Source organism: Aquaticitalea lipolytica, assembly GCF_014641635.1.
GTDB lineage: Bacteria > Bacteroidota > Bacteroidia > Flavobacteriales > Flavobacteriaceae > Aquaticitalea > Aquaticitalea lipolytica.
Window position 1 is genome coordinate 96500 of sequence record NZ_BMIC01000003.1, and the last position, 18068, is coordinate 114567.

The window sequence follows — 18068 nt, forward strand, 5'->3', positions numbered from 1 at the left end:
GCTACCAAATATATTACAAATCCCTCTTTTTTAATAATCTATACGATAAAAAGATAAATAGAGCAGTCCAACCTAACACAATAGCTATTTCGTACCAATGTACTGCATAATCATAGGCTAAATCTTCACCTACTTGTTGAGCAACTGCTTGTACTGCTGAGAGCCTTGAACCTGGTTCGTCAATTAAGTTCCATAATGACTTAAATGGTAAAAACTGATAAATATTATCTGCTACATCTGTACCTCTATTATAGCCTGAAACAATTGCGTAGCTTATAAACTCTACAAAGAACAGTACTATCATTGTTGCAACTGCAAAAGCAGAACGTTTAATAAGCACTCCTAAAAAGAGGCCAAAAGAGAAAAAACCAACAAGTTTTATAAAAAATGCAATTAAGTATTCTAAATCTGAAAATATTATTGAAGGTTCTTTATAGCTTGAATAAATTAATCCAAGAATTAAAGACACAATAAAAACAAAAACCGTTGAGATTAAAGAAAAAGCAATGACTGTATAAAATTTTGATAGTATAAACTCTTTTTTACTTAAACCATCAATAAGGTTTTGTTTTATAGTTTTGTTACTATACTCATTAGAAACCATTGAAACAATGACTAATAGTAAGAAAAACTTAAGTAAACCAGCAACAAACGTATTAAAATGCCAAACATAAGGGAAATTGAAAATACCTAATTCGGCAAGGTGGAATTTAATGGGTCCAATATCAAATTTAATTGAAGCAAAAAGGGCAATACATGTTAATAAAACAAAGTATGTTATTATTAGTATTTTACTTGCTTTACTATATCTTAATTTATGAAATTCTATTTCTAATAATCGTAGCATACTATTGGTTGTTGGTTAATTTTAAGAATTGCTCTTCAAGACTTTCTTTACGTTTTACAAGATGTGATAATGTAATACCCTTGTCGAACATTAATTTGTTAAATACAGAAGCATCCATTGGTTGATTTAAAAAAGCGGTAATTAACTCGCCTTCAGTTTTTACAGAACTAAAATTAGCATCAGCTTCTAGTACTTGTATTAATTCTGATTGTTTTTCTGCTTTTAATTCAAAAAAACCATGGCTACTAATCATTTCATCTACTCTACCAGAATACAATTTTTCACCTTTTCGAAGTACAACAACATGGCTACACACTTTTTCAACTTCGTCGAGAAGGTGAGAAGCTAAAAGTATGGTGGTACCATTACTTGCAATTTGTTTTATAAGAGTTCTTATTTGATGAATCCCTTGAGGATCGAGACCATTTGTTGGTTCATCTAATATTAATATTTCTGGATCGTTTAATAGGGCAGATGCAATGGCTAATCGTTGTTTCATCCCTAACGAGTAGGTTTGAAATTTACTATCTTTTCGATCTAAAAGCCCAACTAATTCTAGTTTTTCGTCAACTTTACTAAAATCAACACCTTTTATTTTGCATACCAATTTTAAATTTTGGTAAGCAGACATGTAAGGGTAAAAATTTGGGCGCTCAATAATAGCTCCAACTTTTTTTAATGCATCGTGTGTGGTAGTGTTACCATCAAACCAACTAAAATCGCCACTTGTTTTGTTAACTACATTAAGCACTATACCAAGAGTAGTTGATTTACCACTTCCGTTGGGTCCTAAAATGCCATAAACATTACCTTTATTGATAGTAAACGATAAATCTTTTACAGCTGTGAGATAACCAAATTTTTTTGTGAGATTATTGATTGTAAGAATTGTATCCAAAATATGTGATGATTGATTAGTTAGTAGTATGACGAACTATATTATATTTTGTTACAAGATAAAAAAAAAGCATCCTAATATTTTAGAATGCTTTTAGTTTTATTGTTTGTTAATTAATTCCAATTTTCATCAAAGTCTAATTGGTCGTAATCATCTATGTCTAAATCGTCTTCAAACTCATTGTATTCATCAAAATCTTCAGCTTCAAATAATTTTTCTGGAGCCTCGTCAGGTATTTGACCATGAGCAAAAATAAGGTTTGGGTAATCAACACTTTCTGCTTCATCAACAATTTCTGCAAGTTCAACAAAAAATGTCCACATGCTTAAAAAATCGTAAACATAAATAAGTTTAGGCTGCATCTCAAAAACCACTTCATTAATAGCTGTATCGCTCATTAATTTAACAGTCTCGTTACCATCACTTAAATTAAATAAAGAAATTTCTTCACCTTGATTCCAGTCATCATCACTTACATAAAACGATGCCATTTCTGTTCCATCAAAACCAAAAGCCTGATTAATAGTGTTGTGCAAATCTTCCATTGAATCAGTTTCACGAATTTCTATATCGCGAAATATATCGCCTTCTGAATCGTGGTCGAGAATAATTCTAAATCGGTAAATCATTGTAATATATTATTTTGCAAAGGTACTATTTTCTTTATTTATTTACTGAATCTATGTAATGTAAATGTCATTGCCGCTAATAGGAAAAATGCACCTACTTGATGTAAAACACCCAACCAAACAGGTACTTGTAAAATAAGGGTTAAAACACCCAATAAAAATTGAATGCCAACCAGAATAAATAATGAATTGACTACTTTATGCTGCATACTTGTAAGTACCATTTGTTTTGCTCTATACCAAATAATGATGATGAAAATTACTACAATATAAGCAAGTGTTCTGTGAACAAATTGCACACCACTTTTACCTTCAATAAAATTTTTATATAGTGGTTGTTGTTCTGTGTAAACGGTTTCATGAATTAATTTACCTTCATTCATTAATGGCCAATGATTATGAATAAAACCAGCATCTAATCCAGCAACAAAAGCGCCATATATAATTTGAAGAAGTAGAACAGCTAGCCCAATTCTTACTAAATTTCGGAAGCGTTTATCAATGTCTTTCTTGTTTGGAAACATTAAATCTAATGCTACCCAAAATGTGTACGCAAAGGTTAAAAACGCAGTTGTTAAATGTGCTGCTAATCTGTAATGACTTACATCTGGTCTATCAACCAAACCACTTTTTACCATATACCAACCTAAAAACCCTTGAAATGCTCCAAGAGCCATTAAAATAAGAGATTTCTTGATTGTTGAAGAGGTAAGTTGTTTTGTGATTATGAAATATAAAAACGGAATGAAGAACACCAAACCAATCATACGACCAATAAAACGATGTAGCCATTCCCAGAAATAAATATCTTTAAAATCTTCTAATCCGAAGTGGTTATTTAGTTTTTGATATTCTGGATATTGTTTGTATAAATCAAAAGCTTCATGCCATTCTGCCTCATTCATTGGAGGTAAGGTGCCAGAAATTAATTTATAGTTAGAAATTGATAAACCTGAATGAGTTAATCTTGTAATGCCACCAATAACAACCATTGTAAAAATGAGTACGCAACCAGTGAGTAGCCAGTAAATGACCTTTTTGTTATCTTTTTTCATAAACTTTTAAACCTAAACGTTTACCTTCTTTTAACATTAATTGAAATGCAGCATCATGTTCATTAGGAATATCACCTTCAAGAATTGCTTCTTTTATTTTCTCTTTAATAATACCAATTTCTTTAGATGGTTTTAAATTGAAAGTTTCCATGATTTCTTCACCAGAAACAGGTGGTTGAAAATTACGTACATGGTCGCGCTCTTCAACTTCAACAATTTTTTGACGAACCAACTGAAAATTACTATGATACTTCTTAAATTTCTTCGGATTTTTTGTGGTAATATCAGCTTCGCAAAGCGTCATTAAATCATCTACATAATCACCAGCATCAAACACTAATCTGCGCACAGCCGAATCTGTTACTTCTTCATTTGCTAAAACAATAGGACGAGAACTCATGTACACCATTTTTTGTACAAACTTCATTTTGTCATTTAATGGCATTTTTAATCGTTTGAATAATTGATATACCATTTTTGAGCCTTCAAATTCATGACCATGAAATGTCCAACCTACTTTTTTATTGAATTTTTTAGTTGGTGCTTTACCAATATCATGTAATAAAGCAGCCCAACGTAACCATACATTATCAGTATGTTTAGCAATATTATCGACTACTTCTAATGTGTGGTAAAAATTATCTTTGTGTTTTTGTCCTTCAACTTCATCAATACCTTTAAGTGCTATCAATTCTGGAAGAATGTAGTGTAGCAAACCAGTTTGTTCTAATAACAAAAAGCCAACTGATGGTGTTTTGCTTTCTAGTATTTTGTTTAATTCAACTACAATACGCTCATTGGTAATAATCTCAATTCTGTGATTATTTTTTGTGATTGCATTTAACGATTCTTTCTCAATTTTAAAATTAAGCTGTGTAGCAAATCGTATAGCTCTCATCATTCGTAAAGGGTCATCGCTATAAGTAATATCTGGATTTAGTGGTGTGCGAATAATTTTGTTTTCTAAATCTTGCAAACCATTAAAAGGATCTAATAAATCGCCAAAATTTGTGTCGCTTAAACTAAGTGCAAATGCATTAATTGTAAAATCACGACGGTTTTGATCATCTACAAGAGTTCCATTTTCTACAATAGGATTTCTACTGTCTTCATTATATGATTCTTTACGAGCACCAACAAACTCAATTTCAATATCATCATAGCGAAGCATTGCTGTCCCATAAGTTTTAAAAACCTGAACTTTAGGTTTTGTAGGTAGGTTTTTTGCAACTTGTTTTGCAAGTTCAATACCACTACCAATAGCGACTACATCAATATCTTTTGCTGTGCCTCTTTTTAAAATAAAATCGCGAACAAAGCCACCAATTACATAACTGTCTAATTGTAATTCTTTAGCAGATTGAGATATAATTTTAAAAACAGGATGTTTTAAGGCTTGTTTGTAGTTCATCTTTTCAGTTCAGTAAAAAGCATAAGCTTTTTGTACTTGTACTTATTTCCTGATAATTTTTACAACTCCGTTAGCACTCAATTTAATTATTGATGATGGTTTATTGCAAACTTTATCACGATGCAAATTTACGACATAGTCTACACCTTTTAAAATCTCTTCAGATATTTCTTTAAATGAATTTGGTGTTGGATAGCCACTAATATTTGCTGATGTTGATACAATTGGTTTGTTAAAACGACGAAGTAATTGAAAGCAAAAATCATCATTAGGGATGCGTATGGCTATACTGTTGTCTGAACTGATTAAATTAGACGCTAAATGCTGTGGATTGTCGTAAATAATTGTGATTGGAGTTTCAGTAACGTCTAGAATACTAAATGCTGCTTCAGGAATGTTTTTTACGTGTTTTTTTAACATTCTGTCATCTGAAACAAGACAAATTAGCGCTTTGCTATCTTCTCGTTGTTTTAGTTGAAAAACTTTTTTTACAGCTTCTTCATTTGTAGCATCACAGCCAATTCCCCAAACTGTATCTGTTGGGTATAGTATGAGTCCGCCTTCATTTAAAACTTTTAGTGAATTTTGTATCTCTTGATGCAGCATTTTAATTCATAATTAATAATATGCAAATTAACCTAAAAATATTTTAAGATGTAATTATTAAAATGACTTATACGCTTAAAAATTGTAATTTTGCCAATAATATAAAGCTCTTAAAGTTGTAATGAGTTTTTTAATATGCTAATACCTAATGAATAGTATTGTACAAGAAAAATATAAGTCTAATACACAAGCTCTGAATAAAATTATAACTGATTTTGATGATAAAGGAGAGCAATTTGTAAACGGAAAGAGAAATACTATTAAACTATTTGACTTAGGAGATTTAAAGATTAATATAAAATCTTTTAAGGTGCCAAATATATTTAATCAATTAGCATATAAACATTTAAGAAAAAGTAAAGCACAACGCTCATTTGAATATGCAAATATTTTAATTGATAAAGGTATTAAAACACCTTTTCCTATTGCCTATTATGAGTTTACAACAACACTTTTGTTTAAAAGGAGTTTTTATGTTAGTGAGCATCTTATATACGATTTAACATACAGAGAGTTAATACATGATTTTAATTATCCAGATTATGACGCAATTTTAAGAGCCTTTACAAGATTTACATTTAAGCTTCATAATTTAGATGTCAATTTTTTAGACCATTCGCCTGGTAATACTTTAATAAAAAAAGTTGGTGATGATTATGAGTTTTATTTGGTAGATTTAAACAGAATGAAATTTTCGCCTATAACTTTTGAAGATAGAATAAAAAACTTTGCTCGTTTAACAGAACATAAGTCTATGGTGAAAACTATGAGTGACGAATATGCAAAATGCTTAAACGAAGATCCTGAAAAAGTGTTTAACTTAATGTGGAGTTATACTCAAGAGTTTCAATATAAATTCAACAGAAAAAAAGAGCTGAAAAAGAAGTTTCTTTTTTGGAGATAATTATTTGTTTAACCGGTCTAATTCTTTATAGCGCTCTTTTATTTCGTAAGCATTTAAAGAAGAAATATAATAACCAATTTTCCAGTCTAAAATTCCTAACCGTATAATATAGTGATTAAAAAACCTATATATAGGTTTTATTTTAGTATCAAATAAAGATGACTTTTTGCCTTTTTTATAAAGAGCTTTCGCTTTTAAATGAGCGTATAATTTCATTTTTTCTTTATAATGATTATAATCTCTATAGCTATAATGGATTATCTTCCCTTTTAAATTTCCACTTAGACCATTTATTATTAAATCTTCATGAACTTCTTTGAATGTATCGTATCTGCATTTTGAAACTCTAAATAATCGAAAGGATTTAGCGGTTTGGAATCCACTAAAATGGATTGGTTTTTTATTAAAATAATATTTAAAACTACCATAAAAAGCTACTATATTTGAATTAAGCGTATTAATTTTTTTTAGAATATCTTTCTTTGTAATATTTGTTAGCCTTTCATCAGCATCAATAAATAGTACCCAATCATGGCTGGCAAGGCTTAAAGCATAATTTTTTTGATCTGCAAAATTTTTAAAATTACGTTGATAAACAATAATATTATTATGATTTTTTAGCTTTTCATATGTACCATCGTTACTAAAAGAATCAACAAAAATTATCTCGTCTACAAAATTTAAATTATCAATTAAGTCATCGATATGAATAACTTCATTATATGTAATTATTAGTGCAGAAAGTTTACTCATTTTAGTTGATAAAAGATTTGCCAAAGATAGTATGAATTTTAAATTCTGTAATAATTGATTAATTCGGTTTTACTAATTAAGCCTTCTATCAATCCAATTAAGAATATAATCAATAGTATTTTGATCTGCTAATTCAAGGCTTTGGAAAGTCATAAACAATTTGCTTTTGTTCTTTAAAAATCTATCTAGTTTAAGTTTAACCAATGTAGGTTTTTTATAAGATCTAAAATAAGTTAACTGTGTGTTTTTTATATAATTATAAGTGTCATTTTTTATTTCTAAATGTTCTGATAAAGATGATACTATAAATTGATTTTCGTTTCTAAAGCGATGCTTAACATTCTCTTTTAAAACATCATGCTCTTTAAAGAAATTTATTAATGTAGATTTTCTTATTGAAACAGGAGTATGAAATCGCCTTACATATTTTTTTGTTCCAGCTAGTTTAGCACTCCTTTGTTGAAAATTTTTAAAACCGATTGCATTTTTTTTAATCGGCTTTCCAAGAAACGACAATATTGAATGATATATTTTTCTCACTTTTTTATTTTCATAAAAGTCTTCCCAATCACCTCTTATTATTGGGTAGTTATTTATAAAAAAATCATTAGGTGTTGTCTCTCGCATTAAAAACGTATCGTCATTAAAAACAATAAAGTGTTCAGATAGATCAGGAATTCTAAACAGCATACTTCCTATAGAACAAGAATTAAAACATGGTAAGCAATCTTCAAAATCTTTAAAAATTACTGTATGATCTATTAACTCTAGATTAATATTTTTGCTTTCAGCTAAAGCTTTAAGACTATTAAAAGATTCTGGTTTTTGACTATCGGTTACCAAGAAAATAGTTCTAATAAAAGGAGCAAACTTTATAATAGATTTAATTGCAATGTCTATTTCTCCGATTGAATTATATCGTACGCTCTCTTTCTTCTTATTAAAATCTATCTTTACTTTAGCATACTTGTTTAGTTTTTCTTGCCATTTTTTATCACTACCATCTACCCAAGTAATTACTGCATCAATAACCATATTTTTATTTTTAGTGGAAAATTAAAAACTTTCATTTAAATAGCTACGTCATATTCACGAAGCGCATCATTTAAAGATGTTTTCTTATTAGTACTTTCTTTACGTTTACCAATAATTAATGCACATGGTACTTGGTACTCGCCAGCAGCAAATTTTTTAGTATAACTTCCAGGAATAACAACAGATCGTTCAGGTACAACACCTTTCATTTCAATTGGTTTGTCTCCAGTAACATCAATAATTTTTGTACTCATTGTTAATACAACATTAGCTCCTAAAACAGCTTCCTTTTTAACATGCACACCTTCAACTACAATACAACGCGAACCTATAAAGGCACCATCTTCAATAATTACAGGAGAGGCTTGTAAAGGCTCTAAAACACCTCCAATACCAACACCACCTGATAAATGTACATGCTTACCAATTTGGGCACAACTACCTACAGTTGCCCAAGTATCTACCATCGTACCTTCATCAACGTAAGCACCAATATTCACGTAACTAGGCATTAAAATAGTGCCTTTAGAAATATATGCACCATGACGCGCTACAGCATGAGGTACAACTCTAATTCCCTTTTCTGCATAACCTCGCTTTAAAGGAATTTTATCATGATATTCAAAAATACCTGCTTCCAAAGTTTCCATTTTTTGAATAGGAAAATATAAAACAACAGCTTTTTTTACCCATTCATTAACTTGCCAGCCATCTGCAGTAGGTTCAGCTACTCTTAAAGTACCTTCATCTAATAAATCTATTACTTTGCGAATGCTGTTTATTGTTTCTTGATCAGTTAATAATGCTCTGTCTTCCCAAGCATTTTCTATAATTTGTTGCAGTTGTGTCATATGTAAATCTAATTTTCACAAAGATAGTTCTATAATTCATTTTATTAAATTGAAGACTAAAAAATATGTTAGCTTTTATAATAACCCTAACTTTGCAACTGTATGGCAAGATTATTAGCAATAGATTACGGAACTAAACGCACTGGAATTGCAGTAACTGATGAATTTCAGATAATTGCATCTGGTCTAACTACTGTTAATACTAAAGAGCTTTTAGCATTCTTAAAAGATTACACAACAAAAGAAAAGGTTGAATTGTTTGTTATAGGTGAGCCTAAACAAATGAATAATAAAGTATCTGAAAGCGAAGCAGATATTCTTCCGTTTATCGAAAAGTTAAAAAAAGCAATTCCAGATATTCCAATTGTTAGGGTTGACGAACGATTTACTTCTAAAATGGCTTTTCAAACAATGATAGATAGTGGACTAAAAAAGAATCAACGAAAAAATAAGGCTTTAGTTGATGAGATTAGCGCAACTATTATTCTTCAAAGTTATATGTCATCAAAACATTAAATGAGTAACATTTTTATACTATCATTTAAAATTCTTAATAAGTATTGTATTTTTGCATCTGAAAAATAAATAAATTCATGATTTTACCTATTGTTGCTTATGGTGACGCTGTTTTAAGAAAAAAAGCGGAAGACATTTCTAAAGATTATCCAAAATTAGATGAGCTTTTAGCAAATATGTACGAGACTATGTATGGTGCTTATGGTGTTGGTTTAGCAGCGCCACAAATAGGTCTGCCAATTCGTTTGTTTTTAGTAGATACAGAACCTTTTTCTGAAGACAAAGATTTTACTAAAGAAGAGCAAGAGCAACTTAAAAATTTTAAAAGAACCTTTATTAACGCTAAAATTTTAGAGGAAACTGGTGATGAGTGGGCTTTTAATGAAGGTTGTTTAAGTATTCCAGATGTACGCGAAGATGTGTTTAGAAAACCTAAAATAAAAATAGAATACCAAGACGAAAACTTTAATACGCATACTGAAGAGTTTGATGGTTTAATTGCACGAGTAATTCAACATGAATACGATCATATTGAAGGTATTTTGTTTACAGACAAACTTTCTACATTAAAAAAACGTTTAATAAAAAGTAGGTTAGCAAATATATCCAAAGGAAATATAGATGTAGATTACAGAATGCGATTTCCTTCAATGAAAAAGAAACGTTAAAAAACAAACATAAGTGAGGCAAAAACTTATATTTGCCAACTTCAAAATATAATTTATGAGTTTAGATAAGATTTTATCAATTTCTGGAAAGCCAGGTTTATATAAAGTTGTAACACCAACAAGAAGCGGTTTTGTTGCAGAATCATTATTAGATAAAAAACGTATTACAGTAAATGCGCATAGTAACGTAAGTGTTTTAAGTGAAATTGCTGTTTACACCTTAACTGAAGAATTGCCTTTACGTGAAGTTTTTAAAAAGATAAAAACTAAAGAAGAAGGTAAACCAACATCAATTAGTCATAAAGATTCTAAAGATATATTAGAAGAGTATTTCTTTGATGTATTGCCAGATTATGATGAAGATAGAGTTTATGCTAGCGACATTAAAAAAATTGTACAATGGTATAATTTATTACAACAACACGATTTGTTAAGTGCGCTGGACGAAACAAAAAAAGCAGCATCTACTGAAACTTCTTCTGAGGAAGAATAAATTCATTTATTTTAGTTCATAAATTGTTTACAGAAAGATAGTCTTATATCTTTTTGAGGTCTACTATTAGTTGTATTTTTGAGGTGTAGATATCAAAATTATGGCTGACAAAACCCAACAACTTAAAGCTTTTGAACGTTTGCTAATAATCATGGACGAGTTGCGAGAGCAATGTCCTTGGGATAAAAAGCAAACCATGGAAACACTACGTCATTTAACCATTGAAGAGGTTTATGAACTTGGTGACGCTATTCTTGATAAAGATTTAGATGAGGTTAAAAAGGAGTTAGGAGACGTTTTATTACATATTGTATTTTATTCACGAATAGGTAGTGAAACTAATAGCTTTGATATTGCCGATGTTTGTAATAGTATTTGTGACAAACTTATTGAGCGTCATCCACATATTTATGGAGATGTTAAAGTTGAAAATGAAGACGATGTTAAGCGTAATTGGGAGAAAATAAAACTCAAAGAGAAAGGAAAAACTAGTGTGCTACAAGGAGTTCCAAAAAGTTTACCTGCTATGGTTAAAGCTAATCGTATACAAGATAAAGCAGCTGGAGTAGGTTTTGATTGGGAAGAGCCTCATCAGGTATATGAAAAAGTAGAGGAGGAGTTGCAAGAGTTAAAAACAGAGGTAGCCTCAGGAGACCAAGATAAAATTGAAAGTGAGTTTGGTGATGTACTGTTTTCTTTAATTAATTATGCACGTTTTTTGAAAATAAACCCAGAAAATGCGCTCGAGCGAACCAATAAAAAATTCATAAAAAGATTTCAGTATTTAGAATCAAAATCTAACGAATTAAATAAACCTTTATCTGAAATGACCTTATCTGAAATGGATGTTTTTTGGGAAGAAGCAAAAAAAGTGTAAAAATATTTTCATTGCCGACATCCAAAATTAGGTCTTAGTACGTATATAGAATATAGAAACTTTAACTTTAAGTTTCATTATCATAAGTAGGTAATCTTAATTGTATTTTAAGCGGTATAGGTTAAGATTAAAATTTAGTTTAGTTAGGGGTAAAATCCTATCTGTTTTTGCAGATAGGATTTTATTATTTAATACAGTTCCTTAAGTTTTCTAAACTTTTCTTCCCAAAGAGCAAGATTGTTTTTGTGATTTTCAATATTGTTAAGCACATCTTTTACTAAAGGGTTAGTTTCGTCTATGTTTGTAAAAAACTGAAGATTGTTTTCCAACTGATTAATTTCACCTTTTACTTCGTCAATTTTTTTACGAATAAAATTGTGTTCGTTGTCTAATAGACGAGTATCATCTGGTTGTGATAAATTATCAAGTTTATTCTCAAATTTTATCATTTCAACCTCAGTTTTGTCCATTTTTAAACTGCTGAACAATCCATCTATAGTTTTATTGAATTTACCTTCAATAAAGCGTTTATTCTGTGGTACATTGCCAATGTTTTTCCACTCTTCAATTTTTTGTTTAAGGGTTTCAACATCTTGCTCTGCCTTTCCGCTTAGTTTAAGTTCTTTTAAGCTATCTAAAAGTTTAGCTTTTTTATCAAAGGCTTCAAACTCTACCTTGTTTTCAGCTTTTCTTTCGGCATGTAATTTGTCAAAATAATGATTGCAGGCAGCTTTAAATTGTTTCCATATTTTATCACTGTCTTTTCTTGGTACATGACCAATTTGCTTCCAATCATTTTGGATTTTCTTCATTAAAGGCGTTACAGTCTCATAGTCATCGCTATCTTTATTATCCTCTGCAATTTTAATAAGATCTAATTTTTTCTGCAGATTGGTATACTGATCCTTTTTTAAACTTTTATAAAAGTTATTTTTCTTTTTATTGAATGTTCTAACAACTGCTTTAAATTTTGCCCAAGTTGCCTCGTTTACTTTTAAAGGCACTTTTCCAGCTTTAAAGAAATCTTCTCGCAACGCTTCAATTGCTTTTATTTTTTTCTGCCAAGTTTGGTGAGTATTACCATCGTCTTTTGCTATTTCTTCAATTTTAGAAATGATAAGTTCTTTCTTTTCTAGATTTGCTTCTTGAGCCTTATCAACATCAGCATAGTAAGCTTGACGCTTATCATGAATTGTTTTTGTTGCATTACTAAAACGCTCCCAAATTGCCTCACGATGTTCTCTGTCAACTGGTCCTAAATCTTCTTTCCACATTTTGTGTAGAACTTGCAATTCTCTAAAAGAACGATTTGTATTATCGTCTTGTGCTAATTCTTCAGCACGCTCAATAATTTTTAGTTTTTGATCTAAGTTATGTTTAAAATCCATATCACGTAAATCGCGATTTAGATGTAAAAAGTCGTAAAAAATTTCAACGTGATGATGGTAAGTATTCCAAGCATTGTTGTATTTGTCTCTTGGAATTGGTCCTGCATTACGCCATTGTTCTTGTAAATCCTTAAAGTGCTTATAAGTTGTATTAATGTTTTCTTCTACATTTATTAAGCCTTTAATTTCTTCGATAATTTCTAAACGCTTTTCAAGATTTGCTTTAAGATTAGTCTCTAAAGTTTTGTAATAAGCGTTAAGGTTATTTCTGTAATCTTTAAATAAACTATTGAATTGTTTTTTTAATGGGCTAGAGTAGTAGAAGTCTATTTCATTACCTCCATCTGCTAAAAATTCTTCCTTTTTCTCTTCAAGAATTTCAGAAAATTTGGAGTTGAATTCTGATTTTATCTCATCGACATGAGATTTTATAGTTTGAATTTTTTTGTTCTTTAGGAGCCACTCAAACTCTTCTGTCAATTTTTCCATTGACATAGCGTGATAATCCTTGTCTTCTAAATTATGTCTGTCTGTATTGTCTTCGTCTTCTGCGTCTTCTGCATTAGCTTCATCAATTTCATCAACATGATTATCTGCTTTAGTTTGCTTTGCATCACTTTTTTCAGCTACAGGTTCTTCATCTTCTGTAACAGATTCTTCGTTTGCAGAATCATCACTTGCCTCAATTTCGTTTTCTACTTCATTAACCTCTTCAACAGCATCTTCTTGTGCATCATTTTGGTTTTCAGATGTTTCAGATTCCGAATTAAGCTCTGTAATATTTATTTCTTCATTTCCATCTGCTTCTTGCAGGTTATCTTGCTTTGACATTTGTTTCAATGTTTAGGTTCGTATAATACTTAAAAAGTTAAATATACTAACAAGACGTTAGATTACAAAAGAGAAAGTCGATTTTGAGCCTATTTTAGCCTTTTCCCCAAATTTTCCATGCTTTTTCTGCCTGAAATTCTAGCATAGAATATCCATTACAGGTAGTTGCGCCTTTAATTTCTCCGCAAATTAAAAACTTTGTTTGTATTGGGTTGTAAATGAGGTCAAAAAGAAGATGATCTTTAGTAATACCATCATATGGTATGTTTGGGCACTCATTTACTTTTGGATGTGTGCCAATTGGTGTGCAATTTATTATAATAGGATAACTACTAATGATGGTTTCGTTGAGGTCATCATAGGTGAATTTAGCTTTTGTGTTTGATGTTCTAGAAACGTAATCAAATTGAATATTTAATCTCTCTAAAGTGTATGCAATTGCTTTTGATGCGCCTCCAGTTCCTAATATTAAAGCTTTTTTATGATGAGGTTTCAAGAAGGGTTTTATAGACTTTTTGAATCCGTAATAATCAGTATTATAGCCTTTTAAGGTTTTGTCTGAAGCAATTTTTATAGTATTTACAGCTCCGATTTTTTCAGCTCTTTTGCTTAAACTGTCTAAATATGGAATTATTTGTTCTTTATAAGGGATAGTAACATTTAAGCCTAGTAAATCTGGGTTGTTTTTGAGAACATTTTTAAATTGAGAAATATCCTTAATATCAAAATTTTCGTAAAAAAATGGGAGTTCTTCATTTTCAAATTTAGTCGTGAAATAGGCTTTTGAAAATGAATACGAAATATCTTTTCCTATCAATCCTAACTTAGGCATTTACTTTTTTTGTTTTGTGTCCATACCATTCTAAAGCTAAAACGATTAGAATTCCTAATACAATATACGCAATTGCCAGAAATGTTTCGCTATTTAATTCAGGAATAAATCGGGTGTAATTTGAAACTATTTTTTTGCCTGTAGAGTCGTATAAAAATTCACCTTGCTCAGATGTTTTATAGATGGTTTCTTTCCAAGGCCAAACAACACCCAAAGACCCAATTATAAAACCAATTATTGCAGATATTGTTATGTTTTTATAATGTTTTAATATATAGCTAATTACATGTGAAAATGTTACTAATCCTACTACAGAGCCTAATGTAAATACAGCTAAAACTTTAAGCATTTGCAACCGTTCACTATTACGAATAAAATCAAAATTACCACTTATTATATCATAAAATGTATCAGAAAGCGCATTAACTGAGTCTACCAAAAGTAAAACGTAATTACCAAGTAGTATAAGTATAAAAGAGCCTGAAAAGCCTGGAAGTGTCATGCCCGAAACACTAATAATACCACAAAAAAACACAAACCAAAGATTGTCGTTTTCTTTTGCAGGATCTAAAAAACTAATACTCACTCCAATAATAATACCTATTGCTAATGAAGTTATTGTTTTGTAATTCCAATCTTTAAAATCTTTATTGATATAGTAAATAGAGCCTATTATCATTCCAAAAAAAGTACTCCAAACATATAGTTCATAATGCGTTAAAAAATAATCAAGCACTTTAGAAACACTAAAATAGCTCACTACCATTCCTAAAAAAAGAATACCTAAAAAGCGACCATTTACATAATTAAAGAAACTTTTATAACGACCGTTAAACAAGAGTTTAAAAGCCGTTTTATTTACTTTTTGAAGCGAGTATATAAACTCTTCATAAAAGCCTGCAACAAACGCTACAACACCACCAGAAACACCAGGCACTTTATTAGCAGCTCCCATTCCAAGTCCTTTAAAAAACAAGAATAATCTGTCTGTAAATGTTCTGGTACTTTGCATTTTATTGCTTTTTGGAGCCTATTTTTTCAAGTATAAAAATAGTTAAAAATCCTACAACCATTAAGATAATAGCATAAGTAATTTGTGGATTGCCATCGAATGTAAAAGGAGATATACTTTTTTCAACTAGTGGAGTTTTAATGCCATCTGAAGTTGTTTGCCAAGTTACTACTTCTTTCCAAGGCCAAATTTTATTTAATGATCCAAAAATAAAGCCAGTAAGTAATGCTAATGTTATGTTATGATAATGCTTAAATAGCCATTTTAAAATATGACTAAAACTTAATAAACCTACTATAGCACCAAAAGTGAAAATGGCAATTTTTTTTACATCAAAATCATGTAGAGCGTCACTTAAAGTTTTATATGCTCCTAAAATTACCAATATAAACGATCCGGAAATTCCAGGAAGTATCATGGCGCAAATTGCCAATGCACCAGCAAAAAATAAAAAAAGAGAACTGTTATTATCTGCCATTGTTGGTAATGTTGTAATATAATAAGCTGCTAATGCACCAAGAATTATTGACACTACAACACCTGCATTCCATTTGTTTATTTGTTTGCCTACAAAAAATATGCTGGCTACAATAAGCCCAAAAAAGAATGACCAGATAAGAATTGGGTGATTTTCTATAAGATATTTAGCTAAACGCATAAATGATACGTAGCTAATAATAATACCAGATAATAATGCTACAATAAAGTTACCATTAAGTTGAGCCCAAAATGCTGAAAAACCTTCTTTTTTTAAGGTTTTAAATAACGATAGATTAACACCACTTATGGTTTTAATTAACTCTTCATAAATACCTGAAATAAAGGCAATGGTTCCTCCAGAAACTCCTGGAACAGCATCTGCTGCTCCCATTGCAACACCTTTAAGGGAGATGACTGCGTAGTCTAATAAGCGTCTTTGCATTTTTTTATCTTAATAAGAAAGTAAAGATATGTATTTTTTAGCTCGACTGCTTTTTAGAATTTAAAATAATATCTTGAATAGATTTTTGTGAAGCTATTAAAGGAAAAAGCTCTTCAATTATAAAGTCAAACTCAGAGTTTAGTAATAATCCGTTTTTAAGATGATAAAATCCTTTTTCTGTTTCTAAAAGAGTGTAATAAATACCAGCAAGTCTGAATTCTATTTCAGCTGTTTCAGGATAAAATTCGGCTGCTTGAATAAGGTTTAATGCACTAGCTTCAGGTTCGCCTAATCGAATTAAAATATCAGCTCTTGATAGCCATGTAGATAATTCATAATTGCCCAAATCTAAGGTTTTTTTGTAACCTCTTTCAGCTTCTTCAAGGAAGTTTAATCGATGATTAATTTGTGCATACAATTTCCAATATATGACATTATCACAATCAATATTTATAGCTTTATTGATATAAAATAATGCTTTTTGATAGTTTCTCTTTTTGTTATAAAACTTAGTTATTGCAATCCAGCCTTTATCTAAAAGCGGATCTTCATGTACTGTTTTGTAATAATACTGTAATGCTAAATCATGCTGATTTAGTTTTTCATGACAATTACCAATTCTTAATAAAGCAAATGATGTTGGCTCGTCTAAGGTTAGTGTAATTTTATAGTTTTCTATAGCTTCTTCGTACTTTTTAAGCTTCTCTAAAACTTTCCCTTTTTCTAAGTATGCACCAACAAAACTATCATCAGAAATTATAGCAAATTCAAAAGCGGCTAAAGCTTTTTGAAAATCTTTAAGCGAAAAGTATTGTCTTCCTAATTGGTGCCATGCAACTTCGCAATATGGATTTTTATCCAAATAACGATTTAAGAAGTCTATAGCTTCAGAATTTAGATTTAAGAAATCAAAACAGTAAATAATATTATATAATGCTGAATAATCTTCCATATCCAGCTCTAAACATTTTATAAAATAATCTTTAGCGTTTTCAAATTGATCCATAAACAAATACTCCATACCAATTAAGGCATATAAATCGGCATCGTCATCATCATTTTCAGTAAGCTTTAAAGCAATCATTAACGTGTCAATTGCTTTTTGATGTTCATCTCTTTTTGAAAGTATACTAGCTTTTTGAATATATATTTCTTCATTTGAAGGCTCAATAACATATAATGCATCCAGTAGCTTATCTGCTTGCTGCAGTTTGTCTTCTAGCACATAAATTTCTACTTGAAATAGTTTGAGGTTTACAGAAGTTGGATGCTGTTCTAATCCCATTTTAATTGCTTTTTTAGCTAAAGCAATTTTTCCAATTTCTAAATAGTGTTGAATGATATTTTCAAATTCACTAGAATCGAAAAACAAAACATTGTTTGTTTTTAGCATCGATTCAAATTTGGTTAGCGAAAAATTGTCGTTGTCGTCATGCTGACTGAACTCCATAAGCACATTTTATTGTTCCTTGAAATAAATTTACTGTTATCGTTATGAAATTGAAGTTTTTAGCGCTAATGTTTTCAACAAAGTAATTAA

At 30.1% G+C, this 18068-nt stretch carries 19 protein-coding genes; 5 read left to right on the forward strand and 14 right to left on the reverse strand.

Annotated features, from left to right (window positions below):
- Nucleotides 1–13: 13 nt before the first annotated feature.
- The 6 genes from IEW41_RS09305 to IEW41_RS09330 all read right to left on the reverse strand — a co-directional run bounded on the left by IEW41_RS09305 (nucleotide 14) and on the right by IEW41_RS09330 (nucleotide 5446).
- Entirely contained in the window at nucleotides 14–847 is an 834-nt protein-coding gene (locus IEW41_RS09305; RefSeq protein WP_188606083.1) for an ABC transporter permease, read from the reverse strand.
- Nucleotide 848: 1 nt separating this feature from the next.
- Entirely contained in the window at nucleotides 849–1745 is an 897-nt protein-coding gene (locus tag IEW41_RS09310) for an ABC transporter ATP-binding protein (protein WP_188606084.1), read from the reverse strand.
- A 113-nt stretch (nucleotides 1746–1858) separates the two neighbouring features.
- On the reverse strand, nucleotides 1859–2374 hold the full coding sequence (locus IEW41_RS09315; protein WP_188606085.1) for an IS1096 element passenger TnpR family protein: 516 nt from the start codon (nucleotides 2372–2374) through the stop codon (nucleotides 1859–1861).
- 38 nt (nucleotides 2375–2412) lie between these two features.
- Nucleotides 2413–3429 (reverse strand): COX15/CtaA family protein, encoded by a 1017-nt coding sequence (locus tag IEW41_RS09320; RefSeq protein WP_188606086.1) that lies wholly within the window; start codon nucleotides 3427–3429, stop codon nucleotides 2413–2415.
- Nucleotides 3416–4840, reverse strand: coding sequence for a CCA tRNA nucleotidyltransferase (locus IEW41_RS09325; protein WP_188606087.1), 1425 nt, complete (start codon nucleotides 4838–4840; stop codon nucleotides 3416–3418). Before IEW41_RS09325 ends, IEW41_RS09320 begins: the two co-directional genes overlap by 14 nt.
- A gap of 42 nt (nucleotides 4841–4882) precedes the next feature.
- A complete protein-coding gene (locus tag IEW41_RS09330; protein ID WP_188606088.1) occupies nucleotides 4883–5446 on the reverse strand; it encodes an L-threonylcarbamoyladenylate synthase in 564 nt (187 codons plus the stop codon).
- A gap of 148 nt (nucleotides 5447–5594) precedes the next feature.
- Between IEW41_RS09330 and IEW41_RS09335 the strand changes: the two genes are divergently transcribed.
- Nucleotides 5595–6350 (forward strand): lipopolysaccharide kinase InaA family protein, encoded by a 756-nt coding sequence (locus tag IEW41_RS09335; protein WP_188606089.1) that lies wholly within the window; start codon nucleotides 5595–5597, stop codon nucleotides 6348–6350.
- Here the strand turns inward: IEW41_RS09335 and IEW41_RS09340 are convergent, their stop codons facing one another.
- The 3 genes from IEW41_RS09340 to IEW41_RS09350 all read right to left on the reverse strand — a co-directional run bounded on the left by IEW41_RS09340 (nucleotide 6351) and on the right by IEW41_RS09350 (nucleotide 8989).
- Nucleotides 6351–7103, reverse strand: coding sequence for a glycosyltransferase family 2 protein (locus IEW41_RS09340; protein WP_188606090.1), 753 nt, complete (start codon nucleotides 7101–7103; stop codon nucleotides 6351–6353). It lies immediately after the preceding gene.
- 72 nt (nucleotides 7104–7175) lie between these two features.
- Nucleotides 7176–8138 (reverse strand): stealth family protein, encoded by a 963-nt coding sequence (locus IEW41_RS09345; RefSeq protein WP_188606091.1) that lies wholly within the window; start codon nucleotides 8136–8138, stop codon nucleotides 7176–7178.
- Between the two features lie 35 nt (nucleotides 8139–8173).
- The gene (locus IEW41_RS09350) at nucleotides 8174–8989 is read right to left on the reverse strand and encodes a 2,3,4,5-tetrahydropyridine-2,6-dicarboxylate N-succinyltransferase (RefSeq protein ID WP_188606092.1); all 816 of its coding nucleotides are present in this window, start codon (nucleotides 8987–8989) and stop codon (nucleotides 8174–8176) included.
- A gap of 102 nt (nucleotides 8990–9091) precedes the next feature.
- On the opposite strand from IEW41_RS09350, the gene ruvX reads away from it, so the two are divergent.
- From ruvX to mazG, 4 genes are all read left to right on the forward strand, one after another.
- Nucleotides 9092–9505 (forward strand): Holliday junction resolvase RuvX, encoded by a 414-nt coding sequence (gene ruvX / locus IEW41_RS09355; RefSeq protein ID WP_188606093.1) that lies wholly within the window; start codon nucleotides 9092–9094, stop codon nucleotides 9503–9505.
- 77 nt (nucleotides 9506–9582) lie between these two features.
- Nucleotides 9583–10173 carry a peptide deformylase gene (gene def, locus IEW41_RS09360; protein ID WP_188606094.1) on the forward strand — a complete coding sequence of 197 codons (591 nt, stop codon included), beginning with the start codon at nucleotides 9583–9585 and terminating at the stop codon, nucleotides 10171–10173.
- Nucleotides 10174–10228: 55 nt separating this feature from the next.
- On the forward strand, nucleotides 10229–10666 hold the full coding sequence (locus IEW41_RS09365; RefSeq protein WP_188606095.1) for a DUF5606 family protein: 438 nt from the start codon (nucleotides 10229–10231) through the stop codon (nucleotides 10664–10666).
- A 100-nt stretch (nucleotides 10667–10766) separates the two neighbouring features.
- Nucleotides 10767–11543 (forward strand): nucleoside triphosphate pyrophosphohydrolase, encoded by a 777-nt coding sequence (gene mazG / locus IEW41_RS09370; protein WP_188606096.1) that lies wholly within the window; start codon nucleotides 10767–10769, stop codon nucleotides 11541–11543.
- A gap of 188 nt (nucleotides 11544–11731) precedes the next feature.
- Here mazG and IEW41_RS09375 read toward each other — a convergent pair whose 3' ends face one another.
- From IEW41_RS09375 to IEW41_RS09395, 5 genes are all read right to left on the reverse strand, one after another.
- Nucleotides 11732–13762, reverse strand: a complete 2031-nt coding sequence (locus IEW41_RS09375) for a DUF349 domain-containing protein (protein ID WP_188606097.1) — start codon at nucleotides 13760–13762, stop codon at nucleotides 11732–11734.
- Nucleotides 13763–13856: 94 nt separating this feature from the next.
- A complete protein-coding gene (locus IEW41_RS09380; protein ID WP_188606098.1) occupies nucleotides 13857–14594 on the reverse strand; it encodes a shikimate dehydrogenase family protein in 738 nt (245 codons plus the stop codon).
- Complete coding sequence (locus IEW41_RS09385) at nucleotides 14587–15606, reverse strand: DUF368 domain-containing protein (protein WP_188606099.1); 1020 nt, start codon at nucleotides 15604–15606, stop codon at nucleotides 14587–14589. The genes IEW41_RS09380 and IEW41_RS09385 overlap by 8 nt, the downstream gene beginning before the upstream one ends.
- 1 nt (nucleotide 15607) lies before the next feature.
- A complete protein-coding gene (locus IEW41_RS09390; RefSeq protein ID WP_188606100.1) occupies nucleotides 15608–16528 on the reverse strand; it encodes a polyprenyl-phosphate transporter in 921 nt (306 codons plus the stop codon).
- 37 nt (nucleotides 16529–16565) lie between these two features.
- A complete protein-coding gene (locus IEW41_RS09395) occupies nucleotides 16566–17978 on the reverse strand; it encodes a tetratricopeptide repeat protein (protein WP_188606101.1) in 1413 nt (470 codons plus the stop codon).
- Nucleotides 17979–18068: the final 90 nt, after the last annotated feature.